9 protein-coding genes are annotated in these 13,048 nt (G+C 64.9%); 3 read left to right on the top strand and 6 right to left on the bottom strand.

Features of this window, described 5'->3' with window-relative positions; all coding sequences use genetic code 11:
• The 6 genes from QOL68_RS13230 to ypfJ form a co-directional block, all read right to left on the bottom strand.
• The gene (locus tag QOL68_RS13230; protein ID WP_282949577.1) at positions 1-1,164 is read right to left on the bottom strand and encodes a sensor histidine kinase; all 1,164 of its coding nucleotides are present in this window, start codon (positions 1,162-1,164) and stop codon (positions 1-3) included.
• Positions 1,165-1,278: 114 nt separating this feature from the next.
• Positions 1,279-2,640 carry an MATE family efflux transporter gene (locus tag QOL68_RS13225; protein ID WP_502957397.1) on the bottom strand — a complete coding sequence of 454 codons (1,362 nt, stop codon included), beginning with the start codon at positions 2,638-2,640 and terminating at the stop codon, positions 1,279-1,281.
• Between the two features lie 101 nt (positions 2,641-2,741).
• Positions 2,742-5,555 (bottom strand): valine--tRNA ligase, encoded by a 2,814-nt coding sequence (locus QOL68_RS13220; protein ID WP_282949579.1) that lies wholly within the window; start codon positions 5,553-5,555, stop codon positions 2,742-2,744.
• Between the two features lie 149 nt (positions 5,556-5,704).
• Positions 5,705-7,774 carry a S9 family peptidase gene (locus QOL68_RS13215; RefSeq protein ID WP_282949580.1) on the bottom strand — a complete coding sequence of 690 codons (2,070 nt, stop codon included), beginning with the start codon at positions 7,772-7,774 and terminating at the stop codon, positions 5,705-5,707.
• Positions 7,775-8,025: 251 nt separating this feature from the next.
• Positions 8,026-9,303 (bottom strand): metal-dependent hydrolase family protein, encoded by a 1,278-nt coding sequence (locus QOL68_RS13210; protein ID WP_282949581.1) that lies wholly within the window; start codon positions 9,301-9,303, stop codon positions 8,026-8,028.
• The gene (gene ypfJ / locus QOL68_RS13205; protein ID WP_282949582.1) at positions 9,276-10,184 is read right to left on the bottom strand and encodes a KPN_02809 family neutral zinc metallopeptidase; all 909 of its coding nucleotides are present in this window, start codon (positions 10,182-10,184) and stop codon (positions 9,276-9,278) included. Before ypfJ ends, QOL68_RS13210 begins: the two co-directional genes overlap by 28 nt.
• Before the next feature lie 159 nt (positions 10,185-10,343).
• Between ypfJ and QOL68_RS13200 the strand changes: the two genes are divergently transcribed.
• From QOL68_RS13200 to QOL68_RS13190, 3 genes are all read left to right on the top strand, one after another.
• Positions 10,344-11,489, top strand: coding sequence for a patatin-like phospholipase family protein (locus QOL68_RS13200; RefSeq protein ID WP_282949583.1), 1,146 nt, complete (start codon positions 10,344-10,346; stop codon positions 11,487-11,489).
• A 38-nt stretch (positions 11,490-11,527) separates the two neighbouring features.
• Positions 11,528-12,313 carry a 3-hydroxybutyrate dehydrogenase gene (locus QOL68_RS13195; protein ID WP_204992635.1) on the top strand — a complete coding sequence of 262 codons (786 nt, stop codon included), beginning with the start codon at positions 11,528-11,530 and terminating at the stop codon, positions 12,311-12,313.
• A gap of 69 nt (positions 12,314-12,382) precedes the next feature.
• Complete coding sequence (locus QOL68_RS13190; RefSeq protein ID WP_282949584.1) at positions 12,383-13,048, top strand: DUF4893 domain-containing protein; 666 nt, start codon at positions 12,383-12,385, stop codon at positions 13,046-13,048.

Here is a 13,048-nt window from a genome sequence, read left to right as displayed (position 1 = left end):
TCAGCACCTCTCTCGTGCCAGGGGGAGCCACAAGGATACGAAGAAGCCACCGGTGTCGGACCGGCCCCATTCGCATCCTGCGCTGGGGCCGTAGCGCGTCAGCAGCCGTTCGCGGACGTTGCCTAGGCCGAGGCCAGTGCCGGGGGCGGGGATCGGCGCCTTCGGGTCGAGGTCGTTTTCGATCCGCAGCACCAGCAAGCCATATTCGCTGCTCGCGGTCAGACGGATTGCGATCGTTCCCTTGCTGGGGGCGACGCCATATTTGATCGCATTTTCGATGATCGGTTGCAGGATCAGCACCGGGACGCAGGCGTTTTCGAGCTCGTTCGGCATCGTCACCTCGACATGCAGCCGGTCGGGGAAGCGAACTTGCTCGATATCGAGGTAGAGGCGCTGGAGCGCGATTTCCTCGTCGAGGCTGACGAGCTGTTCGGGGTCGACGGCAAGGCTCGAGCGGAGGAAGGACGACAGGTTCATGATCATCGTCTCGGCCTCGCTCTTCGATCCTTTGAGGACGAGCGTCGACAGCGAATTCAGCGTGTTGAACAGGAAGTGCGGATTGACCTGATAGTGCAGCGCGCGGAGCTGAGCCGCTTGCGCCTCGATGCGGAAATGGTTCGCGCGACGTTCGACCGCGCGCATCTCGTTGGCATATCCGAAGGCGACATAAAGCGCCGCCCAGACCGCGAAGAAGAAATACCAGCGGATCGAGCTGTCGAGGATCAGCACTGTTTCCCACGATATAGGGAATTTGGATTGCACTTCGGCGATGATCTTTTCGGCGTCGGTGCCGGGAAACCAGTAGAAGAAGACAAGCAGGTTGATGGTTGCATAGACGGCGACGAGCGGAACCGCCGCGCCCAGCGCGACGGCGAGCCGCGCCCCGAAACCGCGCGGCTGGACGCGCTGGATAAGCTGGTAAAGCACGAAGGTGCAGAGGATGCCCGCGACGACGACAAGGGCGCGGCGGCCGGCATATTCCCACTGCTCGGCGCCGGCGAGGATGCCGAGGCCGGTAGTGATCAGGAAATAGAGGAACCACATGGCGAGTATCGAGCCGATCGCGACGCGCGGGTTGACGCGGGCGTCGGAGGCGCGCCAATCGGGCGCCGCGGCCAGCATCTTCGCCCGCTGGTCGCGCAGCGCCTCTTTGCGGATGGTCATGTTCATCGGGGCTGCTTTAGCGTCGGTCATCGCGCCGACGCTAGCAGACGCCGGGCCGCCAGTCGAAGGGGTGGGTGCTTTGGTCGAAGAAAAAGGCTTTGGATCCGGGAAAGCTCAGGACAAGTCGGGCCGGGTCAACGTCCGGCGCCAGTTTCCGCGCTTGTAAACTATCCATGCCATCGCCAACGACGCGAGCGAAGAGAGAGGGAAGCTCCACCACAATATGTCGCTGCCGATGATCGGATAGCCGAAGTAGTAGATGCCGAGGCGGATCGGGAACATCGACAGGAACAGAATAATCAGCGGCGGGACGACCGATCCATTGGCGCGGAGCGTACTGATCAGGACGATCGTCGTGCCGAAGGGCAGGAAGGTCCATGTCGCGATATATTGGATGTTGCGTGCGACATCGATCGCCTCGCTGCCGCTACCAAGGAATAGCGACAGGGCTGCGCGGTCGAACAGCAGAAGCAGCGCGATGAGCACGCCCGTCATCGTCAGGTTGATCGCGATGCCGCTGTTGGTGACCCCGCTGACGCGGTCCCAGCGCTGCGCACCGATATTCTGCGCCGCCATCGAGCTGACGGCCGCCCCGACCGCGAGCGCGGGCATCTGGACATAGTTCCAGAGCTGAAGCGTTGCACCATAGGCAGCAGCGGTAATGAGCCCCTCGCGGTTGACGAGCCCGACCATGATCAGCCCGGCGCCTGAAATGACGAGCATCTGCGCGCCCATCGGCAGGCCGCGCCCGACAATGAATCCGAGCTCGCGCCAGTTGGGAAGAAGATAGGCGAATTCGCGGCCGCGCAGCCGCAGCACATGGTTCCTCGCATAGAACCAGCCGATCATCGCGATCAGGCTGATCGTTCCGGCGATGGCGGTCGCGAGCGCGCTGCCAGCGATGCCGAGGCGGGGCAAGGGCCCGATCCCGAGGATCAGCATTGGGTTCAGCACGATGTCGAGGACAACGGTCAGGATCATGAAGCGCAGCGGCGTCACAGCATCCCCTGCGCCGCGCGAGGCCATCGAGAGCATGACCATCAACATGCTTGCCGGCACCGCGATGAAGGTGACGCGCAGATAGTCGTGCGCGAGTGCGAAGGCCTCGGGCGGGGTTTCGAGCCAGCGCAGGATGCGATCGGACGCGAACCAGCCGATCACGGCGATGACGAGCGAGAAAGCGACCGCGAGTCCGATCGCGGCGCCGCTGGCGCGCCGGGCGGCGTCGATGTCGCCGCGCCCGATCGACTGGCCGATGAGGACCGTCGCGGCCATGCCGAAGCCGAAGAAGGCCCCGAACATGAGGAACATGATGATGTTGGCGTTGGCGGTCGCAGCAAGCGCGCTTTCGCCGAGAAATTGCCCGACCCAGATCGAGTTCACCGACCCCGACAGGGTCTGGAGAATGTTCGACGCGAGCGTCGGCAGCGCGAAGAGAATCAGCGTTTTGGCGATGGGCCCGTGGGTCAGATCCATCCGCCCGCCGCCGCGCGCGGTCTGGCGCGGCGGAACCGGGCTGGCCGCAGGATCGGCAGCCGCCGCGACGGGTGTCGGCGTGGCGGGCGTTTCGCCGTCGGTCACCCCAGACGCGCCAGTGCGGCGGTCAGGCGGTCGGCCTCGGCTTCCTTCGCGGCGTGGTCCATGCGGGCCTTCTCGACGGCTTCGGGTTTCGCGCGTTCGACAAACGACGGGTTGTTCAAACGGCCGGCGAGGCCATCGCGTTCCTTCGCCGCGGCGGCAAGCGCCTTGGTCAGGCGGTCGCGTTCGGCGGCAATGTCGATCACGCCTTCGAGCGGCACGGTGATCGTCTCGCCCTCGACGACGAGCTGCGCCGATGCGCCCGCGGGGGCGGGGTCGAAGCGGATCGCTTCGAGACGTGCGAGGCGATCAAGCTGGGCTGACAGCTTGTCGGTGCGATCCTTCAGCGACGCAGGAAAATGCGCGGTCAGGCGCGCGCCGGGCGGCAGACCGAGTTCGGCTTTCGCGGTGCGCAGTTCGCTGACGAGCTTGATCAACCAGTCGATGTCGGCGCTGGCATCGGCGTCGCGCGCGGCGTCCGGCGCCGGCCATTTCGCGGTGATCAGCGGATAGTCGGCGCGGTCGCCAAGGCCGGTCCACAGCTCTTCGGTGATGAAGGGCATGAAGGGGTGGAGCATGACGAGGATCTGGTCGAGTACCCAACCGGCAACGGCCTTGGTCTCGTCGTCGATCGCACCCTTGATCAGCTCGAGATACCAGTCGCAAAAACGGTCCCACGCGAAGCTGTAGATCGCGTTCGCGGCCTCGTCGAAGCGATAGGCGGTAAAGGCGGTTTCCATCCCGGCGACGGTATCCGCGACCTCGCCGATGATCCAGCGATTGACCGGCAGCGTCGCGGCGGGCGCCTCGAAGCTGGTAGAGGCCGCAATGCCATTGGTTTCGCAGAAGCGCGCGGCATTCCAGAGCTTGGTCGCGAAATTGCGATAGCCCGCGAGGCGCGCGTCATCCATCTTGATGTCGCGGCCCTGGCTTTCCATTGCGCTCATGAAGAAGCGCAGCGCGTCGGCGCCGTACTGGTCGATCAGGCCGAGCGGATCGACGACATTGCCCTTCGACTTCGACATCTTCGCGCCGTCGGGCGCGCGGACGAGGCCGTGGAGATAGAGCGTCTTCCACGGCACGTCGCCCATGAACTCCATGCCCTGCATCGCCATGCGCGCATCCCAGAAGAAGAGGATGTCGAAGCCGGAGATGAGAACGTCATTGGGGTAGTGGCGCTTCAGCAGGTCGGTGTTTTCGGGCCAACCGAGCGTCGCGAAGGGCCAGAGGGCAGACGAGAACCAAGTGTCGAGGACGTCGGGGTCGCGGATCAGCGGAAGAACGTCGTCATCATAAAGGCCGGGTTTTCCGTCGAGCCAAGCCTGTTCAGCTTCATCCCAGGAGTCGAATACCATGACTGTTCGGCCATTGGCGTCCGCGGAGGCTTGCTGAATCGCCTCCTCCTCAGTCTCCGCCACATAAACGCCCTTCGTACCGACTTGGATCAGTCGGCCTTCATCGGCCTTGTAATCAGGAGTTGCCCAAGCCGGAATCCGGTGCCCCCACCACAGCTGGCGCGAGACGCACCAGGGCTGGATATTCTCCATCCAATTGAAGAAGGTCTTTTCCCACGTCTTGGGGACGATGTTGATGCGGCCGTCGCGGACTGCCTGCATCGGCGGCTGCGCCAGCGTTTCGGCATCGACATACCATTGGTCGGTCAGCCACGGCTCGATCACCACGCCGCCGCGGTCGCCGAACGGCGTCTGGATCGTGCGCGGCTCGGCGTCATGTTCGTTGCCGTCCTTGTCGATGTGCGGGATCAGGAAGCCCGCTTCCTTCATCCGCGCCACGACCAGTTCGCGTGCGCCATCGACACCATCGCGCTTGAAGCGGTGGAGGCCGAGATATTCCTGCGGCACCAGCCCGTCGGCGGTCTGGATGACGTTCGCATCGCCATCGAGCATGTTGAGCATCTCGGCGGGTTTGAAGCCCGCGCGCTTGCCGACCTCGAAGTCGTTGAAATCATGCCCGGGCGTAATCTTCACCGCGCCCGAACCCAGTTCGGGGTCGGCATGTTCGTCGGCGACGATCTTGAAGCGGCGGCCGGTGATCGGCTGGAGGATGTCCTTGCCGATCACGCTCTGGTAGCGGGGATCGTCAGGGTGCACCGCGACCGCCATGTCGGCGAGCATCGTTTCGGGGCGCGTCGTCGCGACCTCGATATAATCGCGCCCGTCGTCGAGTTTCACCCCGTCGGCGAGCGGATATTTGAAGTGCCAGAAGCCGCCCTGGACCTCGTGCGTTTCGACCTCGAGGTCGGAGATCGCGGTCTTGAGCTTCGGGTCCCAGTTCACGAGGCGCTTGTCGCGGTAGATCAGGCCCTTCTTGTGCAGGTCGACGAAAACCTTGACGACGGCCTGCGTAAAATGCGGGTCCATCGTGAACTGTTCGCGGCTCCAGTCCATCGAGCAGCCGAGGCGGCGGAGCTGGCCGGTGATCTGGCCGCCGCTTTCCGCCTTCCACTGCCACACCTTCTCGACGAATTCGTCGCGCGTATAGTTGGTGCGCTTGTCCTGCCGCTCCTCGAGCTGGCGTTCGACGACCATCTGCGTGGCAATGCCGGCATGGTCCATGCCGACAACCCACAGCGCGTCCTTGCCGCGCAGCCGCTCGTAGCGGACGAGCACGTCCTGCAGCGTGTTGTCGAGCGCATGGCCGATGTGGAGCGCGCCGGTGACGTTCGGCGGCGGGTTGACGATCGTGAAGGGGGTGGCGTCGGGACGGTGCGGGCGAAACAGCCCGCGGCTTTCCCATTCATGGGCCCATTTCGCCTCGATAGCGGCGGGATCGAAGGTTTTTTCCATCGGCATAGCCGCGCGCCTTTGCCAGCCGGGGGCGAAGGCGGCAAGGGGGAACAAGCCCACTACTCGTCATGCCGGACTTGATCCGGCATCCATCCAACCCGCGCGAAGATGGACCCCGGATCAAGTCCGGGGTGACGAAAGAAGGGAGCCCAGTCTTACTGCTTCAAATAGCTTCCCAGCCAGTTGAACACCGTCTGGTGCCACTGGACGCTGTTCGCGCCCTTCAGCACCCAGTGATTCTCGTCCGGAAAAACGAGAAGTTGCGACGGAATGTTCCGGCGCTGGAGCGCGGTGAAGGCGGCGAGACCCTGCGTATAGGGAATTCGGAAATCTTTTTCGCTGGTGATGACCAGCATCGGGGTCTTCCACTTGGCGACATGATTGACCGGGTTCCATTTCTCATATTCCTCTGGAACCTCGAAATAGGGGCCGCCATGCTCCCATTCGTCGAACCACAGCTCCTCGGTTTCATAGGCCATCGCGCGCGCGTCGAAGACGCCGTCGTGCTGGACGAGACATTTGAAGCCGTCGGTCCACTGGCCCGCGATCCAGTTCATCATATAGCCGCCATAGGAGGCGCCAAGCGCGCAGGCATTGGCGATGTCGAGCTGCGCATCCTGCTTGCCCGCCGCCGCCAGGCCCAGCTTCAGATCCTGCAGCGGCTTGCCGCCCCAATCCTTGTTGATGCTGTCGGTAAAGGCCTGGCCGTAACCGGTCGAACCGTGGAAATCGACGCTGACGACGCCATAGCCCTGCTGGGCGAACAGGCGCGGATTCCAGCGCGTCGACCAGCCGTTGCCGAAGCTGCCCTGCGGGCCGCCATGGACGATGAAGGCGACCGGCAGTTTGGCTGTGGTATTCGCGGGCTTCAGGATGATGCCCCAAACCTTGTCACCGTTGGCGCCGGCGAATTGCATGCGGTCGAACTTTACAGGATCGAACTCGGCGAGGGTTGCGGCGTTCACCGCCGTGAGTTGCTTCGCCTTGCCCTTGGCGTCGCGGACATAGAGGTCGGTCGGAAGCAGCGCGGTATTGCGCGTATAGAGCAGCGCCCCGCCCGGCATCACCGTGACGTCGCCGACCGTGCCGTCGAATGCCTCGGCCGAGGCCTTGAGCTTCTCGACCTTGCCCGTCGCGGCGTCGACCCTGAACAGCGGATGGTCGAGGACATCCTGCGCGGTGACGAAAAGCGACTTTCCGTCCGCCGCCCAAGCGATCGAATCGACCGAGCGATCCCATGCATCGGTGAGCTTCTTGGTCTCGCCGTTTTCGAGGTTGCGCAGCATCAGCACCTGCCGGTCCGCTTCGTAGCCGGGACGCGCCATCGCGGCATAGGCCAGCCACTTTCCGTCGGGCGACGGGGTGGGCAGCGTATCGGTCGCCTGATTGCTCTCGGTCAGGTTGACCGGCATCATCCGGCTGTCGACCAGCCAGCTGTAGATATCGAGATTGGTCGAGGTCGGCTCGTGGCGGTCGGCCTTGCGCAGCGTGAAGAAGACGGTGCGACTGTCTGCGCCCCACGCGAGTTCCTCACCGCCGCCGAACGGTTTCGACGGGCTGTCGCCGATCAGTCCGGCATCGACCGGGCGCGCGATGCTGGCCTTGCCGCCTTCGAGATTGAAGACGAACGGGCGGCTATAGGTGCCCGGGGTCTCCCATGCGTCCCAGTGGCGAACGAAGCCGGTGCCATCCTTGTAGAGTCGGCCGCTGCCTGGGCCGACGAGCGCGCCCTTGTCTTTCGCATCGCAGCCGAATTCGGTGCATTCCTTCGGAATGTCGCCCCATGCGAGCAGCCTCTTGCCGTCAGGAGAAATCTTGAAGCCCGCGACGTCGGCCTGGGTGTCGGTCACCTGCGTCGCGGCGGTGCCGGCCGCAAGATCGATGCGCCAGATCTGGTCCTTGCCCGACGCGTTCGAGAGGAAGTAGAGGCTGCCGTCGGGCGCGAACGCGGGTGCCGTTTCATTCTTTCCGGCGGTGTCGGCGATCTGAACGGGCTTCGCGTCTTTGGCATTGCGGTCGATCAGCCAAAGCCCGGTCGAGCGCTTGTAGCTCTCCTTCTCGGTATCGGTCTGCTGGAAAACGACCCAGCGCCCGTCGGGGGATGCGGCCGGCGCGGCGACGCGCTTCATCGTCGCGAGGTCGACCTCGGTCATCGGGCGAGCAAGCGCGGGGGAGGAAAGGGCGGCGGTGAGCGCGATGGCGCTGGTAAGGAGCATGGTACGCATGGACGCGGTTTAGCGATGCGGTGAGTGCGTTCAAGCCGTTACGTTGTTGAACTGCCCGTCGGAGTTCGGATTTGGGGTGGGAAGCGGACGTATCAACAGCGTCGCCCCCGCGCAGGCGGGGGCCGATAGCCGCCTATTCCTGCGCGGCCGCGTAAACCGACAGCGGCCCCCCGCCTGCGCGGGGGCGACGGCTTATTTCGATCGTTAGCTACCGATACTCATCCAACGACCGGACTCTGCTGCGACGGCCGTCAGCGCACCAACGCGCCGCCCTTCATCACATGGTCGATCTTTTCGAGCGACCTTATGTCTTTCAGCGGATCGGCCTTCACGGCGATCATGTCGGCGTAACGCCCTGGGACGATAGCGCCGACGTCGGCGCGGCCGATTTCTTCCGAAGCGCGGCCGGTTGCGGCCTGGATCGCCTGCATCGGGGTCATGCCATATTTGACCATATAGGCGAATTGCCGCGCGTTGAGACCGTGCGGATAGACGCCCGCGTCGGTCGCGAAGCCGATGTTGACGCCGAGTTCGACCGCGCGTTTGAAGGCCGCGCGCTGGGTGTCGGTCGTCTCGCGGTTCTTCCGCAAATATTCCTCGGGCCAGCCCTCCTTCCGGCCCTCATCGTCGATATAGTCGCCGTTGTAGATGTCCATCGCGAGCCAGGTGCCGTGCTTCTTCGCGAGTTGCAGCGTCGCTTCGTCGGCAAGGCTGGCATGTTCGATGCTGTCGACGCCGGCGTTGATCGCGTTCCGGATGCCGATCGCGCCGTGCGCGTGCGCCGTGACGCGTTTGCCGCGCGCATGCGCGACCTTGACGATCGCGGCAAGCTGTTCGGGCGTGAGTTCGGGCGCGCCGGGTTCGGTACCGATCGCGAGGACGGCGCCGGTTGCGATCGTCTTGATGAAGTCGGCGCCATGGTCGAGCAAATATGCCGTCTTTTCCGCCGCTTCCTCGGGCGTTGCGGCGACGCCGAGGCGCATGTCAGCGGGCAGTTGATCGTTCGGAACGACGCCGTTCAGCTCGCCGCCGCCTTTCGGAATCGTGAGATAGGCACCCGCAACCCACATGCGCGGCCCCGGGACGTCGCCGCGGTCGATCGCGTTGCGCAGCGTCACGTCGGTGAGCCCGCGATAGGCGCCGACGTCGCGGACGCTCGTGAAACCGGCGTTCAGCGTGACCCGGGCGTTGCGCGCGCCGACCAGCGCGGTCTCGGCGGGCGAGGCCTTCATCGGGGCGGCAATATCTGCGCTCTGGCCGAGATCGGCGAGATGGGTGTGGAGGTCGATCAGCCCGGGCAGGACGGTATAGGCCGACCAGTCGACAATTGTCGCCCCGTCGGGCGCCTTGCAGCATGGCCCGACCTCCTTGATATGTTCGTCGACGATGGTGACGCACTGACCGGTGCGCACCTCGTTCGACAGGCCGTCGATCAGCCGTCCGGTCTGGACATAGACGGTTTCGGCGGCAGCGGGGGCGGCAGAAAGCGCAGCCGCCGCGATCAGAGCGACGCGTTGAAAGTGTCGCACTGACGCGGATCCCCCGTTTGCAGCCCGCGGCGCAGCCATGTCATGCGCTGCTCGCTCGTCCCGTGGGTGAAGCTTTCGGGGACGGGGCGCTGGCCCGCCGAGCGCATCAGCGTGTCGTCGCCGATCGCGTTGGCGGCGCGCATCGCTTCTTCCATGTCGCCCGGCTCCATCACGGTCTGCCCGTCCTTGTTGCGTGCGCGGTTCGCCCACACACCGGCGTAACAGTCAGCTTGCAGTTCCATGCGGACCTGCAGCGCATTGCCCTCGGCCTGCGACGCGCGTTGCTGTGCGCGGCGGACCTGATCGGAAATTCCAGTGATCGTCTGGATGTGATGGCCGACCTCGTGCGCCACCACATAGGCCTGCGCTGCGTCGCCCGCAGCGCCGAAGCGGTTCGCGAGTTCGCTGAAGAATTCGGTATCGAGATAGATGCGTTGGTCGGCGGGGCAATAGAAGGGGCCCATCGCCGACTGCGCCGCGCCGCAGCCCGAGGTGTTTTCCTTCGTAAAGAAGCGGAGCCCCGGTTCGCGATAGCCGTTGATTTCGCTGGCCCAGAAACGGTTGGTCGAGCTGAACACCTGACAGGCGAAGCGTTCGGATTGCGTGTCGCACGCCGCGGCGCCCGCCGGTGCGCTGCTGCTGTCGACGGCGGGGTCGGACGTGCTGCTGCCGCTGAACATGCTGAGACCGGGACCGAGCAGGAAAAAGGCAACCACGCCGAGCAGCAGGATCGTCCCGCAGCCCATCCGGCGCCCGAGCAGCATCGGCAGCAAACCGAAGAGCAGGCGGCCCATTCCGCCGCCTCCACCGCCCCCGAACCCGCCGCCTCCCCGTCCGAGGTCCTGAATGTCGTCGCCGGGATCATAATCGTCGAGGCGCATGGGGCTCTCCCGCCGCTAAATGTCTGTGCGGAGGCGATTGTGGCAGCAGCGCGTTGCAATTGGAAGGGTCTTCGCGCCGTGACACATGCCTTGCAATTGTTCCTGCTGCGGTGCACAAAAGGCGAGGGTGCCGAACGCAGAAAAGGATCGTCCGAGTCCATGCCCCGCCGTGCCGCCCGCGCCTCCCTTCCGCTTCCCGATCTGGTCGTGCTCGTCCTGCAAGGCGGAGGGGCGCTCGGGGCGTTTCAGGCCGGGGTTTACGAGGCGCTGATCGATCTCGGCATCGAGCTGGACTGGGTCGCTGGCATCTCGATCGGCGCGGTCAACGCTGCGATCATTGCCGGGAATCCGCGCGACGAGGCGGTTGGCAAGATGCGGCAATTCTGGGAAGGCGTGTCGTCCGCGCTGCCGCCGCTGCCGATCGCCGACAATGATCTGCTGCGCGAATGGACGCATCTGGGCGCGGCAGCGCAGGTCGCGACCTTTGGCGTGCCGGGCTTCTTCATCCCCCGTATCCCGCCACCGATGTTCGCCGAGAAGCAGACGCCGGCAGCGGTGAGCTTTTACGACACGGCGCCGCTGGTCGCGACGCTCGACCGGCTTGTCGACTGGGACCGGCTCAACAATGGCAAGGTCCGCCTGTCTGTCGGCGCCGTGGCCGTCGAGACCGGGAATTTCCGTTATTTCGATACGACCACCGACACGATCGACGCCCGGCACATCATGGCGTCGGGCGCGCTGCCGCCGGGACTGCCGCCGGTCGAGATCGACGGCGCGTGGTATTGGGACGGTGGGCTCGTGTCGAATACTCCGCTCGAACATGTCGTCGAGAGCGCGAAAGAGGATATGCTCGTCTTTCAGGTCGACCTGTTCCCGGCGCGTGGCGAGCGGCCGCACGATCTGGAAGAAGCGTGGTCGCGCGAGAAGGACATTCGCTTTTCGAGCCGTACGCGGCGCATTTCGGACGGGCTGGTCCGGCGGCGCAAGGAGCATCGGCTAATCGACCGGATGCTTAGGAAACTGCCGCCCGAAGCCCGCGACCTGCCCGAGGTGAAGGCGGTCGAAAAGATGGTCGACTGCAAGGCGCTCAATGTGGTGCAATTGATCCACCAGCCCCCCGCCTGGCAGACCGGAGCGCGCGATTTCGAATTTTCGCGTTCGACGATGGAGGTCAACTGGGCGCTCGGCCGCGACGCGGTCGAGGCGGCGATGAAGGAAGGGCAATTGCTCGCCGAAAGCATCGCCGAGGGGCGTTCCGACAGTTTCGCCGTCCAGTCGGACATGCTGCGCCCGAAAAACGGCTGAATCTCCCCGAAAAATCCCCCCGCCTGAAAGGAAATATCATGCGTCTCCAAGGAAAGACAGCCCTTGTCACCGGATCGACCTCCGGCATCGGCCTCGGCATCGCCAAGGCCTTCGCTGCCGAGGGCGCGAACATCATCATCAACGGCTTCGGCGATGAAGCGGCGATCGAGGCCGAGCGCGCGGCGCTGGCTGTGCTGAACGGCGGCAAGGCCGTCTATGACGGCGCCGACCTCACCAAGCCCGACGAGATCGAGGCGATGTTCAAGCGCGCCGACAAGGATCTCGGCGGGGTCGACATCCTCGTGAACAATGCCGGGATGCAGTTCGTCTCGCCGGTCGAGGATTTCCCGCCCGAGAAATGGGACATGATCATCGCGCTCAACCTGACCGCGGCGTTCCACACCATCCGTCACGCCGTGCCGGGGATGCGCGAGAAGAAATGGGGGCGGATCATCGGCACCGCCTCGGCGCACTCGCTCGTCGCGTCGCCGTTCAAATCGGCCTATGTCACCGCGAAGCATGGGCTTGCCGGCCTGACCAAGACCGTCGCGCTGGAGGTTGCCGACGCCGGGATCACGGTCAATTGCATCAGCCCCGGCTATGTCTGGACCCCGCTGGTCGAAAACCAGATTCCCGACACGATGAAAGCGCGTCACATGACGCGCGAGCAGGTGATCAACGATGTGCTGCTTGCGGGGCAGCCGACGAAGCAGTTCGTCACTGTCGAACAGGTCGCGGCGATCGCCGCCTTCCTGACGCGCGACGAGGCGGCGAACATCACCGGCGCGAACCTCAGCGTCGACGGCGGCTGGACCGCCGCCTGAGCATCGCGCTTGAGCATTGACCTTTCGCCTCCTAAGCTCCGGCAAAACGCCGGGCAGGAGGCAAAGGCAATGGGGGGTCGCATCCCGAAATTTTTCATGTTTTGCGCGGGTGCGCTGGGACTCGGCGCTTGCACCACGATCGCGGCGCAGCCGCCTTCGGCCACCGATGCCCCGGCGGCCGCACCGGCGGCGGAAACCGCCGGAACCTGGCGCGCGACCGCGACCGATCGGGATCGCGAGCGCGTTCGCAACTGGTATTCGAGCTGGACCGCCGCCCTCGCCGATGCGCGCGCCAAGGGTTTTGGCGGGGACGTCGATCGCGAGGGCGTCCTGCTGCAGCCGGCGGCGGCACTGCCCAACCCGCATCTTCCCGCGGGCGATTACCGTTGCCGCACGGTCAAGATCGGGACGCAGGGGCGCAGTACGCTCGCCTATGTCGCCTATGGCTGGTTCGACTGTCGCGTGGCGTCCGAACAGGGGCTGATGAGCCTGACCAAGCTGACCGGGTCGCAGCGGCCGGTGGGGCTGATCTTTCCCGACAGTCTCAACCGGCAGATCTTTCTCGGCACGCTCGAACTCGGCGACGAGACGATGCCGCTGAGCTACGGCACCGACCGGATGCGCGACATGGCGGGGCTGGTCGAGCGGATCGGCGACAATCGCTGGCGGCTGGTGCTGCCGGCGCCGGCTTATGAATCGTTGCTCGACGTGATCGAACTCGTGCCTGCAAGCTGA

Origin of the sequence: Sphingopyxis sp. Geo25 (assembly GCF_949769135.1) — a bacterium.
Classification (GTDB): domain Bacteria; phylum Pseudomonadota; class Alphaproteobacteria; order Sphingomonadales; family Sphingomonadaceae; genus Sphingopyxis.
Note: the sequence above shows the minus strand (reverse complement) of the source record. Positions and strands in the feature narration are given on the sequence as shown.

Excerpts from the sequence above, each read along its gene's own strand:
- QOL68_RS13230 (WP_282949577.1), bottom strand. The coding sequence starts at position 1,164 with ATGACCATCCGCAAAGAGGCGCTGCGCGACCAGCGGGCGAAGATGCTG.
- QOL68_RS13220 (WP_282949579.1), bottom strand. The coding sequence starts at position 5,555 with ATGCCGATGGAAAAAACCTTCGATCCCGCCGCTATCGAGGCGAAATGG.
- QOL68_RS13215 (WP_282949580.1), bottom strand. The coding sequence starts at position 7,774 with ATGCGTACCATGCTCCTTACCAGCGCCATCGCGCTCACCGCCGCCCTT.
- QOL68_RS13190 (WP_282949584.1), top strand. The coding sequence starts at position 12,383 with ATGGGGGGTCGCATCCCGAAATTTTTCATGTTTTGCGCGGGTGCGCTG.
- ypfJ (WP_282949582.1), bottom strand. The coding sequence starts at position 10,184 with ATGCGCCTCGACGATTATGATCCCGGCGACGACATTCAGGACCTCGGA.
- QOL68_RS13195 (WP_204992635.1), top strand. The coding sequence starts at position 11,528 with ATGCGTCTCCAAGGAAAGACAGCCCTTGTCACCGGATCGACCTCCGGC.
- QOL68_RS13200 (WP_282949583.1), top strand. The coding sequence starts at position 10,344 with ATGCCCCGCCGTGCCGCCCGCGCCTCCCTTCCGCTTCCCGATCTGGTC.
- QOL68_RS13225 (WP_502957397.1), bottom strand. The coding sequence starts at position 2,640 with ATGGATCTGACCCACGGGCCCATCGCCAAAACGCTGATTCTCTTCGCG.